At 48.2% G+C, this 17,854-nt stretch carries 14 protein-coding genes; 6 read left to right on the top strand and 8 right to left on the bottom strand.

The window, feature by feature from the left end:
• Positions 1 to 148: 148 nt before the first annotated feature.
• The 7 genes from D8S93_RS15675 to D8S93_RS15645 form a co-directional block, all read right to left on the bottom strand.
• A complete protein-coding gene (locus D8S93_RS15675; protein ID WP_152814168.1) occupies positions 149 to 907 on the bottom strand; it encodes an SDR family oxidoreductase in 759 nt (252 codons plus the stop codon).
• Between the two features lie 9 nt (positions 908 to 916).
• Complete coding sequence (mmsB, locus tag D8S93_RS15670) at positions 917 to 1,813, bottom strand: 3-hydroxyisobutyrate dehydrogenase (protein ID WP_005392560.1); 897 nt, start codon at positions 1,811 to 1,813, stop codon at positions 917 to 919.
• A gap of 18 nt (positions 1,814 to 1,831) precedes the next feature.
• Positions 1,832 to 2,962: an enoyl-CoA hydratase/isomerase family protein gene (locus tag D8S93_RS15665; protein ID WP_152814166.1), complete on the bottom strand. Its 1,131-nt coding sequence runs from the start codon at positions 2,960 to 2,962 to the stop codon at positions 1,832 to 1,834.
• A gap of 10 nt (positions 2,963 to 2,972) precedes the next feature.
• On the bottom strand, positions 2,973 to 3,749 hold the full coding sequence (locus tag D8S93_RS15660) for an enoyl-CoA hydratase (RefSeq protein ID WP_152814164.1): 777 nt from the start codon (positions 3,747 to 3,749) through the stop codon (positions 2,973 to 2,975).
• A gap of 49 nt (positions 3,750 to 3,798) precedes the next feature.
• Complete coding sequence (locus D8S93_RS15655; protein ID WP_152814162.1) at positions 3,799 to 4,953, bottom strand: acyl-CoA dehydrogenase family protein; 1,155 nt, start codon at positions 4,951 to 4,953, stop codon at positions 3,799 to 3,801.
• Positions 4,954 to 5,043: 90 nt separating this feature from the next.
• Positions 5,044 to 6,537: a CoA-acylating methylmalonate-semialdehyde dehydrogenase gene (locus D8S93_RS15650; protein ID WP_152814160.1), complete on the bottom strand. Its 1,494-nt coding sequence runs from the start codon at positions 6,535 to 6,537 to the stop codon at positions 5,044 to 5,046.
• Positions 6,538 to 6,607: 70 nt separating this feature from the next.
• Positions 6,608 to 7,786, bottom strand: coding sequence for a thiolase family protein (locus D8S93_RS15645; protein WP_152814158.1), 1,179 nt, complete (start codon positions 7,784 to 7,786; stop codon positions 6,608 to 6,610).
• A 209-nt stretch (positions 7,787 to 7,995) separates the two neighbouring features.
• Here D8S93_RS15645 and D8S93_RS15640 point away from each other — a divergent pair, with 209 nt between their 5' ends.
• From D8S93_RS15640 to D8S93_RS15615, 6 genes are all read left to right on the top strand, one after another.
• Positions 7,996 to 8,382: a MerR family transcriptional regulator gene (locus D8S93_RS15640; RefSeq protein ID WP_152814156.1), complete on the top strand. Its 387-nt coding sequence runs from the start codon at positions 7,996 to 7,998 to the stop codon at positions 8,380 to 8,382.
• Positions 8,383 to 8,441: 59 nt separating this feature from the next.
• The gene (locus tag D8S93_RS15635; protein ID WP_152814154.1) at positions 8,442 to 9,611 is read left to right on the top strand and encodes an isovaleryl-CoA dehydrogenase; all 1,170 of its coding nucleotides are present in this window, start codon (positions 8,442 to 8,444) and stop codon (positions 9,609 to 9,611) included.
• 113 nt (positions 9,612 to 9,724) lie between these two features.
• The gene (locus D8S93_RS15630; protein ID WP_152814153.1) at positions 9,725 to 11,332 is read left to right on the top strand and encodes a carboxyl transferase domain-containing protein; all 1,608 of its coding nucleotides are present in this window, start codon (positions 9,725 to 9,727) and stop codon (positions 11,330 to 11,332) included.
• A gap of 107 nt (positions 11,333 to 11,439) precedes the next feature.
• On the top strand, positions 11,440 to 12,222 hold the full coding sequence (locus D8S93_RS15625) for an enoyl-CoA hydratase-related protein (protein ID WP_193621622.1): 783 nt from the start codon (positions 11,440 to 11,442) through the stop codon (positions 12,220 to 12,222).
• Positions 12,215 to 14,263, top strand: coding sequence for an acetyl/propionyl/methylcrotonyl-CoA carboxylase subunit alpha (locus D8S93_RS15620; protein WP_152814149.1), 2,049 nt, complete (start codon positions 12,215 to 12,217; stop codon positions 14,261 to 14,263). Before D8S93_RS15625 ends, D8S93_RS15620 begins: the two co-directional genes overlap by 8 nt.
• Entirely contained in the window at positions 14,244 to 15,146 is a 903-nt protein-coding gene (locus D8S93_RS15615; RefSeq protein ID WP_152814147.1) for a hydroxymethylglutaryl-CoA lyase, read from the top strand. The genes D8S93_RS15620 and D8S93_RS15615 overlap by 20 nt, the downstream gene beginning before the upstream one ends.
• Before the next feature lie 86 nt (positions 15,147 to 15,232).
• Here D8S93_RS15615 and D8S93_RS15610 read toward each other — a convergent pair whose 3' ends face one another.
• The gene (locus tag D8S93_RS15610) at positions 15,233 to 17,854 is read right to left on the bottom strand and encodes an ATP-binding protein (RefSeq protein WP_152814145.1); all 2,622 of its coding nucleotides are present in this window, start codon (positions 17,852 to 17,854) and stop codon (positions 15,233 to 15,235) included.

Here is a 17,854-nt window from a genome sequence, read left to right as displayed (position 1 = left end):
CATGCCAAAAATACAAAAGAGTTGTAAATGTAATCGGTACAGCAGCCTTTACTAAAACATCCATTAAAAATTATCGATAGAAACAATATAAGAAAGGAGGAAGGAAGCGGACAATCAAGCTCGCTCCCCTTTTTAATATGAGGAGGGGCTACATTCGCATTCCGCCATCGACTTCGAATACTCTTCCAGTCACGAACTCGTTGGTTAACACATATTTGATGGTCGAAGAAATTTCGTCCGCAAGCCCTAAGCGTCCCACAGGAATCATTTTCACTAAACGCTCCATCGCTTCAGGTTTTATTTGGTCCGTCATGGCAGTCTTGATGACACCCGGAGCAATCGCTACTGAGCGAATTCCGAAACGCCCTAACTCTTTCGCCCACACCGTCGCCATGGTGGCTACCGCCGCTTTGGATGCAGAATAGTTAGTTTGACCAATATTCCCCGCACGCGCGACGCTAGATATGTTGATCAGAACGCCTTTGCTATCGGTGTTCAGCATTACCTTGCTCGCTTCGCGGCCACACAGAAAAGTACCTGCGACATTCACATCCATAACAGACTGAAATTGTTCCAGCGACATCGCATTAACCTGACCATCTTTAACTTTGATGAACATACCATCGCGCATAATGCCTGCGTTATTGATCACGCCATTGAGCTGTTTGAAATCCGCTTCAATTTGCGTAAAAGCAGCGCACACTTCTTGTTCTTCCGTCACGTTCGCTACATAAAAACGAGTGGTGACGCCGAAAGATTCACACTCCGCTTTCGTTTCAGCCAGTTGGTCTGAATTGAGGTCGATAAGCGCAAGGTGAACACCGCTTTCCGCTAGCGACAGCGCCATTTGTTTACCAAGCCCCTGCCCGGCCCCCGTGATCGCAATAACCTTATTTGCTAGATCCATAAGCACTCCTTAGGCCTGATTTTGCTTTTGGTAGAACTCAAACAAGCTTGAAAAATCTTTTTGTCCGTTGCCCTGACCGTTGTGAAAATTAAACAGGTTACGAGCCAAGCTGCCCATTGGCGTTGATGTTTGACTGGCAACCGCCGCTTCCATCGCAAGACCGAGATCTTTCGCCATTAACTGGCTCATAAAGCCGCCCTGATAACCATTGCTTGCAGGCGTATTTTCCATCACACCCGGGCACGGGTTGTAAAGCTCTAGCGCCCAGTTACGGCCTGAACTTTGCAGCATGATGTCAGACAGCACTTTGGGATCAAGTCCGTTTTCCATGCCTAAATTGAGTGCTTCACAAGTGCCGCTCATCAAAATGCCCAACATCATGTTATTGCAGATCTTCGCCACCTGACCGGCTCCGGCATCACCTGCATGGAAAATGTTTTTACCCATGTGGCTAAGCACCACCTTGGCTTGAACAAAGTTCTCTTGTGAGCCGCCAACAATGAAAGTCAACGTACCTGCCGCTGCGCCCGCAACGCCACCAGATACCGGTGCATCAACAAAGCTGATGCCAAGCTGCAGCGCCTTTTCGCCAACCAAACGAGCGGTCGCTGGATCGATGGTCGAAGAGTCGATTAGCAGCGTTCCAGAATCTACGCTATCTAAGATCCCGTCTTGACCAAGATAAACACTTTGAACGTGTTGGCTAGCAGGTAGCATGGTGACCACCACGCTCGCACCTTGAACGGCTTGTTTTACCGAATCTGCACTCGACGCACCAAGTGCGGTAAGTTCTGCCACAGCGTTTGGATTCAAATCAAACACTTCGACGTTCAAGCCCGCTGTAAGTAGGTTCTTAGCCATAGGCGCGCCCATGTTGCCAAGGCCAATAAATGCAATTTTATCCATGTCGTATTTCTTCCTTGTCTAGAGTGCCACAGTGGCAACCGAGGATGCGGTCAGTGGGTATTCTGCTGAATCAATTGGCGCGAAGAAGCGTTCCAAAACTTGTGGCGTTACGTCAGAAACCGTGCGATGTTGCCAAGTCGGTTGATTGGTTTTATCGATAATCAGCGCACGAACCCCTTCTCTAAAATCACCTTCTAAGCCGCAACGTAACGTCAGATTAAATTCCATATCAAAACACGCTTTCAAAGAGAGGTTTTGATACTGCGTTAGCTGCTGATAAGTGATATTGAGCGACAACGGACTGCCATAATTCAATGCTTTTTGCGCATTGATGAACCACTTATCATCAACGTCGGCACTGCTGATTGCGCGAACAATCGAATCTAAATCACCCGAACAAAGCTGCTCAATCAATCCCGCATATGGCATCAACATCCCTTCGCTTGGCTCGTCCACTTGTACCGAACGTAGCGTAGTAGCGATTTTTTCGTTGATGTTCGCTTCACCTTTCCAACTTACCGATGCGAGTAGATCCAACAGAGCTTGTTTGCTTTCTGGCTTTGCAATCCATTGGCTTAATCCCAACGCTTTCATGTCTGTCGCATTAATTTGGCAAGCTGTCAAACTTAAGAAAAGTGCCAAATGTTTTGGCAACTGATTTAGGAAGTACGTCGCGCCTACGTCTGGGTAAAGGCCGATTTTAATCTCTGGCATCGCAAAGCGTGTGGTGGTTTCTGCTACACGATGGCTGGCGCCCATAAATAAGCCCACACCGCCGCCCATCAGATAACCATGCCCCCACGCGATGATCGGTTTTGGGTAAGTGTGAATAAGATGATCACAGCGATATTCGAGGTCAAAGAAGGTTTCCATCGCTGAAAACGCAGAATCAAAGTCTTGCTCTTTGTTTTCAAGTGCACGGTAAATCGCTTGAATGTCACCACCAGCACAAAACGCTTTTTCACCTTGAGCATGCAAGAATACCGCGACGATGCTGTCGTCCGTTTGCCATTCATTAAGCTGTTTGTACAACTGCTCAATCATTACGTAACTCAACGCGTTGAGAGCAGATGGATTATCAAGCTCCAGCACACCAATGACAGAGCCATCAGCGCACTCAAGTTTTGAAACATTTACTGTACCTGTCATTTGGCCTCCGCTAGCTGTTTGTCCATTGTGGCTTACGCTTTTGCAAGAAGGCGTTTACACCCTCAGTCTGATCTTGTGTATTGAACAGCTGTAAAAACAGTTCACGCTCCAAAACCAATCCAGCCGCGTGAGTTTGGCTGCGTCGACCTTGAATAAGCGTTTTGCACGCAGACACGGATTTCGGCGATTGGCCAGCAACACGCTGTGCAAGTACTATCGCCGCTTCTAGTGCTTGGCCATTCGCCACCACTTCTTCGACTAAACCAATTTTTTCCGCTCGCTCGGCCGTCACTCGTTCGCCACATAGAATCATACGTTTCGCCCAACCTTCACCTACCAACGCGGTCAGGTTTTGCGTTCCGCCCGCGCAAGGCAACAAGCCGACCGATGCTTCAGGAAGTGCCATTTGTACTTGTTCTTCTGCGATGCGAATGTCACACGCCATCGCCACTTCCAGACCACCCCCCATCGCATAGCCATTAACCGCTGCGATAGAAACCCCATCGAATGCAGACAGCGCTTCAAACGCTTCACCAAATGCGAACGCCATATCTGCTGCTTGTGATTTATCACCCGATGCAAAGTTGTTGAGATCCGCTCCAGCAGAAAAGAATTTCTCGCCTTCGCCCGTCAGTACCAACGCATAAATAGAGCGATCATTACTGAGTTCAATCGCCAACTCTTTGAGCTGATTTAGGGATTCAAGCGTCCAAGTGTTCGCTGGCGGATTACTAATCGTGAGTTTGGCGATATGCGCTTCGCGCTCCAATTTGATTTGTGCCGTCATAATCTTTCAGTCCTTTTTAATTTCTTTAGGTAAGGCTGTGTCTCGCTTTCTAGAGCAGTTCAACGCCTTCCGTGAGTAATCGTCTTGCGACGATCAGACGCATGATTTCGTTGGTGCCTTCAAGAATTTGGTGAACACGAACGTCTCGGAAATGGCGCTCAACAGGATATTCTTTGATGTAGCCATAGCCGCCATGGATTTGCAGCGCCTGATCACACACCTTAAAACCCACATCCGTTGCAAAGCGTTTCGCCATTGCGCAGTAGGCGCTTTTTTCTGCGTGTTTCGCGTCCAGTTTGGCGGCGGCGAGTCGCACCATTTGGCGCGCTGCCACCAGCTCTGTCGCCATATCAGCAAGCTTGAACTGCAACGCTTGAAATTGCGCCAGTGAACGGCCGAACTGTTTACGCTCAGTCATGTACTGCTTGGCTTCGTTCAGTGCCTGTTGTGCCGTGCCGACGGAACAAGTAGCGATATTGATTCGACCACCATCCAGACCAAGCATAGCGAACTTAAAACCTTCGCCCTCTTTACCCAACAGGTAGTCGGCAGGAATGCGGACATTTTCGAAGGTGATCATGCGCGTTGGCTGGCAGTTCCAACCCATTTTCGCTTCTTTTTTACCGTAGCTAATGCCTTCGATGTCAGCAGGAACGACGAACGCAGAAACGCCTCCCGCTCCTTCACCGCACGAACGCGCCATCACGACGAGAACATCTGTATCACCCGCGCCAGAGATAAACACTTTTGCGCCATTCAGGACAAACTCATCGCCGTCACGCACTGCACTGGTCGTCAGTGAAGCGGCATCAGAGCCGGCATTAGGTTCGGTTAAACAGTAGGAAGCGAGCTTTTCACCCGAAATTAGATCCGCGCTAAACTGCTGCGCCACTTCGGCTTTGGCAAAGCTGGTGATCATCCACGTCGCCATGTTGTGAATGGTCATAAACGCCGTCGTCGCGGTACAACCCATAGCCAACTGCTCGAAAATGATCGCCGCATCCAAACGAGACAATCCCAAACCACCATGCTCTGGCGGCGTATAGATGCTCAGAAAGCCAAGTTCACCTGCTTGACGCAGTACATCTTTAGGGAAATGATGGTTTTCATCCCACTCGGCCGCGTGCGGCGCTAACATTTGGTCTGCAAACTGCTTTGCTACTTCGGCAAACGCGAGTTGATCTTCGTTTAATTCAAAATCCATCTTGAAGTCCTAAGGTCTAATTCGTTGCACTTGAAGCCAAGCCATCTAAAGGTTTGAAAGGCTTGGCTAGAGGTATCGCTACTTCTGTGACTAGCTCAATTGAATGGTCATGTTTGGACCGCTTGGAATGTCATCTTCAAACCAACGCGCAGTGACAGTTTTCGTCTCGGTGTAGAAGCGAACCGCTTGTTTACCGTAAGCATGCAGGTCGCCGTAGAAGCTGCCTTTCCACCCCGTAAATGAGAAGAACGGCAATGGCACCGGAATCGGCACGTTGATGCCTACGTTACCTACTTCGATATTGTGTTGATACTTTCTCGCGGCAGCGCCGTTCGCCGTGAAAATAGACGTACCATTACCAAAGCGGTTTGCATTGATCAGTTCAATCGCTTCATCTAGGTCATCCACTTCCATAGTTAACAGTACAGGCCCGAAAATTTCTTCCTGATAAATCGACATGTCGGTTGTAACATTGGTAAACAGTGTTGGCCCCACCCAGTTACCGTTCGGGAAGCCAGGTACTTGGCAATCTGTCCCGTCCAGAACACAATTCGCGCCTGACGCTTTGCCTTCATTAATCAGATTCACCACTCGCTGCTTCGCTTGCGGGCTAATCAGTGGGCCATAACCTGCGGTTTCATCGTCCCACGCGCCAGGTTGAACCTGAGCTAACGCCTCTTTAAGCTCTGAAATCCATTCTTTGGTTTCGCCGACAAATACCGCCACCGAAATCGCCATACAGCGTTGGCCTGCGGCACCCACTGACGCGCCAACTAGGTTATTGATGACTTGCTGTTTGTTTGCATCTGGCATGATGACCATGTGATTCTTCGCACCCGCAAATGACTGCACGCGTTTTAAGTTGTCCGTACCCGTTTTGTAGATGTACTCACCAACTGGCACAGAGCCGACAAAAGAGATCGCACGAACGACTGGCTCAGTCAGAATGCGGTCGACTTGCTCTTTGGTGCCGTGGACAATTTGCAGCACGCCTTTTGGTGCGCCTGCTTGTTCAAACAGCTCCGCCAATTTCATTGCAGTCAGCGGAACTTGTTCCGACGGCTTCAAAATAAAGGTGTTGCCACAAACGATCGCCATTGGGAACATCCATAGAGGGATCATCGCAGGGAAGTTAAACGGAGTAATACCCGCACAAACACCGAGCGGTTGAATGTAAGAGTAACCATCAATATTGGTTGCGACGTTTTCCACCGTTTCACCCATCATTGAGCTACAAATGTTCGCCGCTTGTTCTACGACTTCAATCCCGCGCCAAATGTCACCCTTTGCATCCGCAAGAGTTTTACCTGTCTCGCTGGAAAGCAGTATCGCCAACTCATCGTGTTGCTCTTTTAGCAAGTGTTGGTAGCGTAGCATCAATCTCGCACGCTCCGGAGCGGCAACTTCTTTCCAACGCCTAAACGTCTCTGTTGCGCTGGCGATCGCCGCATTCATTTCCGATTCGGTGGCACAAGGCACTTGCGCAATCACTTCGCTGGTTGCCGGGTTGGTTACATCTAGCCATTGTTTTGAGTCGGAGATGGCGAATTCACCACCGATATACTGCTTTACTTGTTCTGTCATGATGACATCCTTGTATTTTTCAGCTTGTTACTGACTACTGTTATGTAAGTGAAACTTTGTTGAGAATGAATTAGCAGATTTCAATCGCGATGGCGGTAGCCTCGCCGCCACCAATACAAAGCGATGCAACGCCACGTTTACCGCCTGTTTGTTTAAGAGCGTGAATCAAAGTCACGAGGATTCGGTTACCACTCGCACCAATTGGATGCCCCAACGCACAAGCGCCGCCGCGAGGGTTCACTTTGCTCTCGTCCAATTCGAGTGCTTTCACCGCGTATTGAGCGACAACGGAAAAGGCTTCATTGATTTCCCAAAGGTCCACGTCTGATTTGTCCCAGCCCGTTTTTTCCAGCAGCGTTTCAATCGCGAATACGGGTGCGATGGTGAACTCATCAGGCTGTCTTGCATGCGTGCTGTACGCGACAATTTTGGCTAGAGGTTGAAGGTTTTCCTGACGGCCAAATTCACTATCAACCAATACCATTGCCGATGCACCATCAGAAATAGAACTGGAATTTGCTGCCGTTACGCCACCATCTTTAGCAAACGCAGGACGTAAGGTAGGAATTTTAGTGGCGTCGAGTTTACTCGGTTGCTCATCGTCTACCACCAAGGTTTCGCCGCGTCGACTTTTTACGTTGACAGGCACGATCTCTTCGTTGAACAAACCTTGTTCGATTGCTTGCTGCGCACGAGTCACCGACTGCTGCGCCCAGATATCCATACTTTCACGGCTGAACTGATACTTTTGCGCGGTTTGTTCGGCAAAGACACCCATCAATTCGCCTTGGTAGGCATCCTGCAAACCGTCATAAAACATATGATCAAGCACTTGCTCATGGCCTAAGCGGAAACCATCACGCGCTTTCTTAAGTAGATAAGGAGAAGAGGACATGTTTTCCATACCGCCAGCGATAACCGCGTGCGCGTTACCAGATTGAATAAGATCATGTGCCAGCATGACGGTTTTCATACCCGAACCACAGACTTTATTCAGTGTCGTACAACCGATCGATTGTGGCATTTCTGCTTTAAGACTTGCTTGTCTTGCTGGCGCTTGCCCCACGCCGGCGGGTAAAACGCATCCCATCAACACTTCGTCTATTTTTTGCACATCGAGTTGGCTTTCGGCTAGTGCCCCTTGGATGGCTTTCGCACCGAGTTCCGTGACATCTGTTGAAGCTAATGCACCTTGAAAAGAGCCGATAGGCGTTCGCTTAGCGGCAACAATCCATGTTTCATTTTTCATTCCATTAACCTTTTGTTGACGTTTACGTCATAACTATACTAACATTTACGTTAACGTCAAGTTTGAGGTTATTGTTTGTTCGAGTGACTATTTTATTTCGAGTAAATGCGAGTGATATCAAGGCTCAAGAGTGGATGTTGTTTATTTACTTTAACGTTAACGAATTGTATATTCGTATGAATGTTATACGAAAGTCGTAAGGTTAAGGAATGAACACATTTAAGATCAGCGAGCTCGCGAAAGAGTTCGACATTACTACCCGAAGTATTCGCTTCTACGAAGATTTAGGTCTCCTAACTCCGGAACGTAAAGGCAACACACGAATCTACAATGGTCGCGATCGAATTCGACTAAAACTGATTTTGCGAGGTAAGCGATTGGGCTTTTCTCTTGCAGATATCAAAGAGTTATTTGAACTCTACGATACCGATCAAAGTACTGAGCAGTTGAACTATATGATTCGGTTGATCGAAGAGAAGAAGGCAGCATTGCAACAGCAAGCAAACGACATTCAAGCGGTAATGATGGAGTTAAATGCAGCCAAGTTGCGATGTGAAAATACACTGAGCTCCATGAAAGGCGAAAAAGTCACCTGATCCCCCTATTATTAATCAACAGTACGGGGATGTAGGTGACGTAAAGGCAAGGACACGCAATGAAATCTACCTACTCTTCCCTGAACTTTGTTTATGATGAAAATACCGATTTGCTACGCGAGCAAATCAATAGTTTTGCTGCAAGAGAAATTGCGCCTTTAGCGCAATCTATTGACCAATCTAACGACTTTCCTAACCATCTTTGGTCCAAATTGGGTGACATGGGTCTTTTAGGTGTGACCACCAGCGAAGAGTTTGGTGGTGCGAACATGGGCTATCTCGCCCACGTTATCGCTATGGAAGAAATCAGCCGAGCATCCGCTTCGGTTGCGTTAAGTTACGGCGCTCACTCCAACCTTTGTGTCAACCAAATCCACCGCAACGGCACACAAGCGCAAAAAGAGAAATACCTACCAAAGCTCATCTCCGGCGAGCATATCGGCGCCCTTGCCATGAGTGAACCCGGTGCAGGTTCAGATGTAGTATCCATGCAGCTCAAAGCTGAACGTAAAGGCGACATTTTCCTGCTAAACGGCAACAAAATGTGGATCACGAACGGCCCAGATGCTCACACTTATGTTGTGTACGCCAAGACTGAGCCAAGTCTAAATGCGAAAGGCATTACCGCCTTTATTATAGAGCGTGGATTCCCTGGCTTTACTCAAGCACAGAAGCTCGACAAATTAGGTATGCGCGGTTCGAACACTTGTGAATTGGTATTCCAAAACTGCGAAGTCCCTGCTGAAAATATTCTCGGCGAAGAAAACCAAGGCGTGAAAGTGTTGATGAGCGGTTTGGACTACGAACGCGTGGTACTTGCCGGTGGCCCGCTTGGCATCATGCAGGCCTGCATGGACATCGTTGTGCCTTACATTCACGACCGCAAACAGTTTGGCAAATCCATCGGTGAATTCCAGCTAGTTCAAGCAAAAACCGCTGATATGTACACACAAATGAACGCCGCTAAAGCGTATGTTTACGCCGTTGCTGCTGCTTGTGATCGCGGTGAAACCACACGTAAAGATTCTGCTGGTGCGATCCTCTACAGCGCAGAACTGGCAACCAAAATGGCATTAGATGCCATTCAGCTACTCGGTGGTAACGGCTATATCAATGAGTTTGATACCGGTCGTTTACTTCGTGATGCCAAGCTGTATGAAATCGGAGCCGGCACTTCAGAAATTCGCCGCATGCTTATTGGTCGCGAATTGTTTAACGAAAGCGCCTAATAATCAGCCCAGGCGTTCTGACTAAAAAACATTTTCTTAATCAACCCAAATCTTATTCAACCTAAATAAAGACGGGTGTTCTCACCCGTTTACCGAATGGAGATCGGCTATTTATGGCTTGTTTGACGACCAATATTAATACCCATTCAGAGCAGTATCAGGAAAACTACCGATCTATGGCGTCTCTTGTGGATCAACTCTATACCGTGACCGCGCAAATCGAAGATGGTGGCGGCGAGAAAGCAAGAGAGCATCAGCAGAAGAAAGGCAAACTTCCGGTTCGTGAGCGTATTCTTGCCCTACTCGACCCTGGCTCATCCTTTTTAGAAGTCGGTCAGTTTGCTGGCTGGGATGTGTATCCAGATTACGTTCCATGCGCTGGCGTGGTTGCTGGCGTGGGTGTAATAGACGGCACCGAGTGTATGATCGTTGCCAACGACGTGACGGTAAAAGGCGGTAGTTACTACCCGCTCACGGTTAAAAAGCACTTACGCGCACAGGAAATCGCAGAGAAGTGTCAGTTGCCTTGTGTTTACTTGGTCGACTCTGGCGGTGCTAACCTACCCCGCCAAGATGAAGTATTTCCAGACAAAGACCATTTTGGCCGTATTTTCTATAACCAAGCTCGAATGTCAGCCAAGGGTATCCCGCAAATTGCGGTGGTCATGGGGCTATGTACCGCTGGCGGTGCTTACGTTCCTGCCATGTGTGACGTTTCCATCATCGTCAAAGAACAAGGCACGATCTTCTTAGCTGGCCCTCCTCTGGTAAAAGCAGCAACAGGTGAAGAAGTCAGCGCGGAAGATCTTGGTGGCGCAGACGTTCACTGCCGTACGTCTGGCGTAGCCGATTACTATGCTGAAAATGATCACCACGCGTTAGAACTGGCAAGACAAGCTGTCTCTCAAATCAACCACTTGAAACCCGTTCAACTCAAGCAGAAAACGCCGCAAGAACCACGCTTTCCTGCGCAAGAGCTGTACGGCATCGTCGGAACCGATCTTAAAAAGCCGTTTGATGTAAAAGAAGTGATTGCCCGAATTGTTGATGATTCGCAGTTCGATGAATTTAAAGCGCTATTTGGTGAAACCTTAGTCTGTGGCTTTGCCCATATTCACGGTATGCCGATTGGCATTGTCGCTAACAACGGCATTCTATTTTCAGAATCCGCACAAAAAGGTGCGCATTTTATTGAGCTGTGCGCACAGCGCAAAATTCCTCTGCTTTTCTTGCAGAACATCACTGGCTTTATGGTCGGTCAGAAGTACGAAGCAGAAGGCATCGCCAAACATGGTGCGAAAATGGTAACTGCTGTTGCGTGTGCAGACGTGCCAAAGTTTACCGTGGTTATTGGTGGTTCGTATGGCGCAGGCAACTACGGCATGTGTGGTCGCGCTTATGATCCAACCATGATGTGGATGTGGCCAAACGCGCGCATCTCCGTAATGGGTGGGGAGCAAGCGGCTGGCGTGATGGCGCAAGTGACTCGAGATATCAAAACGCGCAAAGGGGAAAGCTGGAGCGCAAAAGAAGAGGAAGCGTTTAAGCGTCCGATAGCTGAACAGTACCAAACTCAAAGCCATGCGTATTACGCCAGTGCTCGCCTGTGGGACGATGGCATTATTGATCCTGCAAAAACCCGTGATGTTGTGGGTATTGCTCTATCTGCTGCGCTTAATGCACCAATACCAGACAGCAAATTTGGCATCTTCCGTATGTAGTCAGATGCAAGGCAAGCCTTAACTCCTCGCTATCCACCGATGTTTATCCGAGTACTGGTTAGCGAGTATTGGAATATCAGACTGAAATGTCAGACAAAGGAAGTCACATGACCGGACTACTGCTTGAAAAAGACAGCAATGGCGTTGCCTGGTTGAGCCTGAATCGGCCAGAAAAACACAACGCGTTTAATGATGAATTGATTGCCTCACTGATTGAGACACTAGAACAACTCGAAAAGGAAGATTCTCTCCGTGCACTGGTGTTAACTGCACAGGGAAAACACTTTTCTGCGGGTGCGGATCTTGGCTGGATGCAGTCAATGGCCACCAAAACCGAGAATGAAAACCTGCAAGATGCACAGAAATTAGCTAAGCTCTTGCACAAACTGGATACCTTTAGCAAACCAACCATTGCTATGGTGCACGGCGCGGCATTTGGCGGCGCACTTGGGCTTATCTGTTGCTGCGATATCGCCATCGGTACGCCTGAAAGCCGCTTCTGTTTGAGTGAAGTGAAACTCGGCTTATTGCCCGCGACCATCGGCCCCTATGTGATTCGAGCGATTGGACAACGTCAAAGCCGACGCTACTTTTTAACCGCGGAACTGATTGATGCCGAGACTGCGCTTTCGATGAACATTGTTCATCAAATCGATCCCCAGCCAAAAGAGGCGGTCAATCGTATGGTTGAACACCTGCTTAATAATGGCCCACAAGCCATGCAGGCGGCGAAAGCACTTTGTTTGCGTTGTGATAACCAACCTATCGACCACTCATTAATTGAATACACCAGCCAAGCCATTGCAACCGCCCGCGTGTCCAGCGAAGGACAAGAAGGACTAAGTGCATTTTTTGAAAAGCGCGCCGCCAATTGGAGGAATCATGTTTAAAAGAATACTGATCGCAAACCGCGGTGAAATTGCATGCCGAATTATTAAAACCGCAAAAAGCATGGCTATAGAGACGGTTGCCGTCTATTCCGAAGCGGATCGAAGCAGCTTACATGTAAAACAGGCGGATTTTGCTGAATTTATTGGCCCTGCTCCGGCGAGTGAATCGTATCTTGATATCGATGCGATTATTGGCGCTGCGAAAAAATGGCAAGCTGATGCTATCCACCCCGGGTATGGTTTTCTTTCCGAGAACCCAAAACTAGCCAAAGCGTGCAGCGAAAATGGCATTGTATTTATTGGTCCTTCCACCAGCGCAATTGAAGCAATGGGTTCGAAGTCGCAAGCCAAATCCATCATGTCAGAGGCGAACGTGCCCTTGGTTCCGGGCTATCACGGCACAGACAACAGCGTTGAGCACTTATTGGCTGAAGCAGAAAAAATCGCTTACCCAGTGATGCTTAAAGCAACACAAGGTGGTGGCGGTAAAGGCATGCGAGTGGTCAACAGTGCAGCCGAAATGCCGTTGGCCATCGACGGTGCGCAGCGTGAAGCGCTTTCAAGTTTTGGCGACAAGCAGCTTCTTATCGAAAAATGTATTTTGCAGCCGCGCCACGTTGAAGTTCAGGTGTTTGCTGACCAGCATGGCAACTGTGTTTACCTGTCTGACCGCGACTGTTCCATTCAGCGTCGTCACCAAAAAGTAGTCGAAGAAGCACCTGCACCCGGTCTTAGTGATGAACTGCGTAAACAAATGGGTGAAGCCGCGGTTCAGGCCGCGCAAGCAATAGACTACGTTGGCGCTGGTACGGTTGAATTCTTGCTCGATAGCCGAGGTCATTTCTACTTCATGGAAATGAATACCCGTCTGCAAGTTGAACACCCTGTCACTGAATTGATCACCGGCGTTGATTTGGTTGAATGGCAATTCAAAGTTGCGGCTGGCGAGCATTTACCGATCTCGCAATCCGAAATCACTCATAACGGTCACTCAATCGAGCTGAGAATTTACGCCGAAGATGCAGACAATGACTTTATGCCGTCGACTGGATGCATTGATTATTTACAAGAACCCATCACGGACAACAATGTTCGACTAGCTTGTGTGCGTGTTGATAGCGGTGTTACCCAAGGCGATACCATTAGCGAATACTACGATCCTATGATCAGCAAACTGATCGTCTGGGGCCAAACACGTGATATCGCGCTCAAACAGCTTAAACAGGCCTTAACTCAATATCACGTGCGTGGAGTGACAACAAACATTGGTTATCTGCACAGCATTATTTCGCAGCCAGCCTTTGCCAATAGCGAACTTGATACCGACTTCCTAGTTAAACATCAGCAAGGCATTAGCGCTCAGCAAAATGTGTCAGATTCTCTCTGGCTAACGTTGGCGGCGGTTGCTCGCTGGAATGCTCTCACTGCTAAATCAGGCAGCTCAACGTTACCCGCCCCAACCGCACAAGGTTTTAGGCTGTCTGTTGACAACGTCTATCGATTTAACTTCACGGATGCCAATGCCAACCATCATGTACGTTTGCAACAATCATCGCAAGATACAGGTTCTCACTTCACTATCCGATGCGGCGAGGAGTTGCATCAGGTCATCCTGCTTGAAAGTGGCAACCAGTTTATCGTCGATATCGATAGTGTGCGTTACACCTTTAACGCGCTCAACGACGAGCAAAAGACGACGCTGTTTTATCTTGGTCAGCAGCGCACTTTCGCTCATCAACCTAACTTTGACTCTGCAAAAGATGTAGATGATGAACTTAGTCCAACCGCACCACTGAACGGCGTGATCTCGGCGGTCATGATTAAAAAAGGCGATGAAGTGGCGGCGGGCGATCCGCTGTTAGTACTCGAAGCGATGAAGATGGAATACACCATTACCGCTCCGGTAGCTGCGACCGTTGATGAAGTGTTTTATCAACATGGAGACCAAGTACAACACGGTTCCATCCTGCTGCATTTAATTTCTGCACGCGATAATATCTGTGAAGATAAGGAGCGCGAATATGCTACCAGCGAAGGTTAATATCGTCGAAGTCGGTGCTCGCGACGGCCTGCAGAATGAAACGGCAGTGACGCTGGTTGATAAAATCCGTTTGATCAATCAGCTAAGCACTAGTGGCTTAAAGCACATTGAAGCGGGCTCTTTCGTCTCGCCGAAATGGGTACCTCAAATGGCCGATTCCGATCAGGTGTTTGCGGGGATCACTCAAAAGCCAAACGTGGTTTATAGTGCGCTAACGCCAAATCTCGCAGGGTTAGAGCGTGCGCTGGAAAGTGGCGTAAAGCAAATTGCGGTGTTTGGTTCGGCTTCGGAGGCGTTCAGCCAGAAGAACATCAACTGCAGCATTGCGGAAAGCCTCTCTCGTTTTGAGCCCGTTATCGAGCTCGCAAAGCAACACAACATTCCTGTGCGTGGGTATTTATCCTGCACCATGGTTTGCCCTTATGAGGGAGAAATCAAGCCAGAGCAAACCACCGCGGTAGCGAATACGCTGTTTGATATGGGATGTTATGAAATTTCTCTGGGCGATACTGTTGGTAAAGCTACGCCCAATCGCGTTATCGCCATGCTGGATTCACTGTTTACACAGCTGCCAAAAGACGCATTAGCAGTGCACTTCCACGACACATACGGGCAAGCACTAGCCAATATTTACCAAGCCTTATTAATGGGCATCAACACCATTGACAGCGCTGTAGCTGGTTTGGGCGGCTGCCCTTATGCAAAGGGGGCCAGTGGCAATGTTGCAACGGAAGATGTGCTTTATCTGTGTGAGCAGCTCGGGATTGAAACGGGGGTTGATCTCAACATCATCAATCAAGCAGGTTGGCAAATTTGCCGCGCATTAGGTAAACGTCCGTCTTCCAAAGTAGCACTCGCTTTGGGTGACCCAAACAGCTTGTAAATTGCTCAACCCACGATACATAACTACAAACGAGCATGTTTAATAACATGCTCGTTTTTTTGAGCCGATTTAATCTAACCGAAACACTAAACAGAAGCGTGCTTTTCCTCTGCAAGGGTGTGACATCCCCACTTCGCAATCATATTAAGCAAATCACTTTTCTGAACTGGTTTTGTCAGGTAATCATCCATACCTAATGCGATACTTTTTTGTTGCTGCTCTTGCATCGCATGTGCAGAAAACGCGACGATTGGACACCAAGGAAACGCACCACTTTCCTGTAACTCACGAATGTCTTTTGTCACGCCAAAACCATCTTTGTTTGGCATAGAAATATCGGTCATCACCAAGTCCGGAGAAAGCTGTTTATAAAGTTCAACGGCTTCAACACCATCTTCCGCCAACGTCAGTTTAACACCTGTGTCTTGCAACATTTTTTCAATCAATATTCGATTGATATGGCTGTCTTCTGCGACTAATAGGTGCAGGCTAGAAAAGTCAGGGTTCTCATCTGAGGAAAGTTCTCGACGCTTTTGTGTCTTAGTAGAAAACAGAGCTTGCAGTTTATGCTGCGTGACCGGTTGCGGCAATAAACGATCCCGCTCGCACGACCATGCCTGCCCTTCCTCCATCACGCAAGGAGCAAGAAACAGTACCTGTTTGGCGGCGGATTCTGTCGCATCAAGCTCATAGAGCGCATCTCTACCTTGAGCATTGTTTACACTCGCGAGGATACGATCAAAACCATCCAATTTTTTACCCAAAGACTGCGCAGTTGACCAATCGTTGGCATGAGTAACTTCAATGCCAATCTCTTGAGCTAAATGTATCAAGTGTTGCACGCGCGGTTGATAATCATCAATCAACAATAGTCGATTTGCACTCAGCTCTATCGGTTCGGAAAGAAGCCGACTTTGCTTAGGCAACTGCAAACTAAAGCTAAAACACGACCCTTTGCCAAAATCCGAATGCACACAAAGCTCGCCGTTGTACATGCTGATCAAACGTTTTGAGATTGCCAACCCCAAGCCTGTACCTTCATGGCGTCTTGTCGCGGAGGTATCGACCTGCTCAAACTTATCCATAATATGAGCCAATCGATCTTCGGGAATACCAATGCCCGTATCACTCACGGAAAAATCAAAACCGTGCTCACTTTCTCTGACTTTGAGTAGCACATGGCCTTCATCCGTGAATTTCACCGCATTACCGATCAAGTTAAGCAAGATTTGATTAATCCGACCTTTATCGCCGACCACGACCGTATTCATAGACAATGGCATATCAACCAACAACTTAAGGTTCTTTTTATCCGCCTGATAGGCACACAAAGCGGTGCAACTCTCGACGAGTGAACGCAAGTCAAACTCCTCTTCAACTAACGTCAACTTGCCCGCTTCTACTTTGCTGTAGTCGAGGATGTCGTTAATGATCGTCACAAGGTTGTTGGCAGATTTGTGCAGCAAGAGTAATAACTCCCTTGGCTCTCGACGGTTTTCGTTCTCAAGCAATATCTCGCTGATCCCCATGATCGCGTTCATTGGGGTGCGAATCTCATGGCTCATGTTCGCCAAAAATTCCGATTTGGCTTGCATCGCCTTTTTCGATTTATCTAAAGCAGACGACAGACGCCCCTCCATCCTGCGCCTGTCGGTGATGTCACGCTCTACCGCAATAAAACGTAACAGCCCGCCATCTTCATCAAACACAGGAGAGAGCTCCAACTCGACCCAATACGGGTGCTTCGACTTGGTATAGTTGAGTATTTCAACCCTAATAGGAGAGTGCTTACGGACACTGTTTGAGAGCAATGCCACCGTATTTGGGTCTGTGTCTGGCCCTTGGAGTAACTCGCCCGGCGATTTGCCAATAACTTCTTCCAACGTATATTCGGTTAGCTGTTCAAACGCAGGGTTTACCCATGCAATAGTGCCTTCAGGGTGAGTAATGATAATGGTATCACGCGCATGTTCAGCAACCTCAGCAAGCTGCGATATTTTGGCCGATAACTGTTGCTGGGTTTGATGCTCTTGCTGAAGTTTAGTTTGCGCTTGCGCTAAAGAGCGTGACATTTGGTTAAACGCTTCGCCAACACGTGTAACTTCGTCATTGCCTGAAATCGAAATTTGCGAACCCGGACCTTGCTGTGAAACCTTGATTACCCCAGTACGAAGAAGATCGAGCCGCTTCATCAAATAGCTACCGAGAGCATACGAAAACATGGCCACCAGCGACATTTCAATAAAGGCGATAACCAAACTTGCTTGAGTCGCAAATGAAAGAACTTGATGTACATGTTCAACATTCACACCCATTTCAACCTTACCGAAAGTCTGCTCTCCAAGAGTAATCTCTTGCGCAACATCGTAAACTCCATCGGTCACATCAAACGGTCTCACACCAGTATCAACACCGCTGTAATCCCCCTGTAGCGTCAGCTCGACGCCATCTTGGTTAACAATACGAATATAAGCCAGCTCGCGCTCACTCACGACAGAGCGAGCAAAACTGTCTAGATAGGCTAAGTCCGTCGCAATCACCGCATCTCTCGACGCCTGAGCAAATACACTCACCAAGTGTTGGCTCCCAACCTCGAGGCTAGTCTCGTTGGAACTTTCCAACCAATTAAGCCCACTAATGATGAGTACACCGAGCGCAAGGGCCTCAATAAGAGCAATGCCAAGTATCGTTTTCGAACGCAGCGTCAT

The organism is Vibrio sp. VGrn 2, from assembly GCF_009361695.1.
Lineage (GTDB): Bacteria > Pseudomonadota > Gammaproteobacteria > Enterobacterales > Vibrionaceae > Vibrio > Vibrio diabolicus.
Note: the sequence above shows the minus strand (reverse complement) of the source record. Positions and strands in the feature narration are given on the sequence as shown.

Coding starts and splice junctions, on each gene's coding strand:
- D8S93_RS15625 (WP_193621622.1), top strand. CDS start 11,440: ATGACCGGACTACTGCTTGAAAAAGACAGCAATGGCGTTGCCTGGTTG.
- D8S93_RS15610 (WP_152814145.1), bottom strand. CDS start 17,854: ATGACGCTGCGTTCGAAAACGATACTTGGCATTGCTCTTATTGAGGCC.
- mmsB (WP_005392560.1), bottom strand. CDS start 1,813: ATGGATAAAATTGCATTTATTGGCCTTGGCAACATGGGCGCGCCTATG.
- D8S93_RS15650 (WP_152814160.1), bottom strand. CDS start 6,537: ATGACAGAACAAGTAAAGCAGTATATCGGTGGTGAATTCGCCATCTCC.
- D8S93_RS15675 (WP_152814168.1), bottom strand. CDS start 907: ATGGATCTAGCAAATAAGGTTATTGCGATCACGGGGGCCGGGCAGGGG.
- D8S93_RS15640 (WP_152814156.1), top strand. CDS start 7,996: ATGAACACATTTAAGATCAGCGAGCTCGCGAAAGAGTTCGACATTACT.
- D8S93_RS15630 (WP_152814153.1), top strand. CDS start 9,725: ATGGCTTGTTTGACGACCAATATTAATACCCATTCAGAGCAGTATCAG.
- D8S93_RS15645 (WP_152814158.1), bottom strand. CDS start 7,786: ATGAAAAATGAAACATGGATTGTTGCCGCTAAGCGAACGCCTATCGGC.
- D8S93_RS15655 (WP_152814162.1), bottom strand. CDS start 4,953: ATGGATTTTGAATTAAACGAAGATCAACTCGCGTTTGCCGAAGTAGCA.
- D8S93_RS15660 (WP_152814164.1), bottom strand. CDS start 3,749: ATGACGGCACAAATCAAATTGGAGCGCGAAGCGCATATCGCCAAACTC.
- D8S93_RS15635 (WP_152814154.1), top strand. CDS start 8,442: ATGAAATCTACCTACTCTTCCCTGAACTTTGTTTATGATGAAAATACC.
- D8S93_RS15615 (WP_152814147.1), top strand. CDS start 14,244: ATGCTACCAGCGAAGGTTAATATCGTCGAAGTCGGTGCTCGCGACGGC.
- D8S93_RS15620 (WP_152814149.1), top strand. CDS start 12,215: ATGTTTAAAAGAATACTGATCGCAAACCGCGGTGAAATTGCATGCCGA.
- D8S93_RS15665 (WP_152814166.1), bottom strand. CDS start 2,962: ATGACAGGTACAGTAAATGTTTCAAAACTTGAGTGCGCTGATGGCTCT.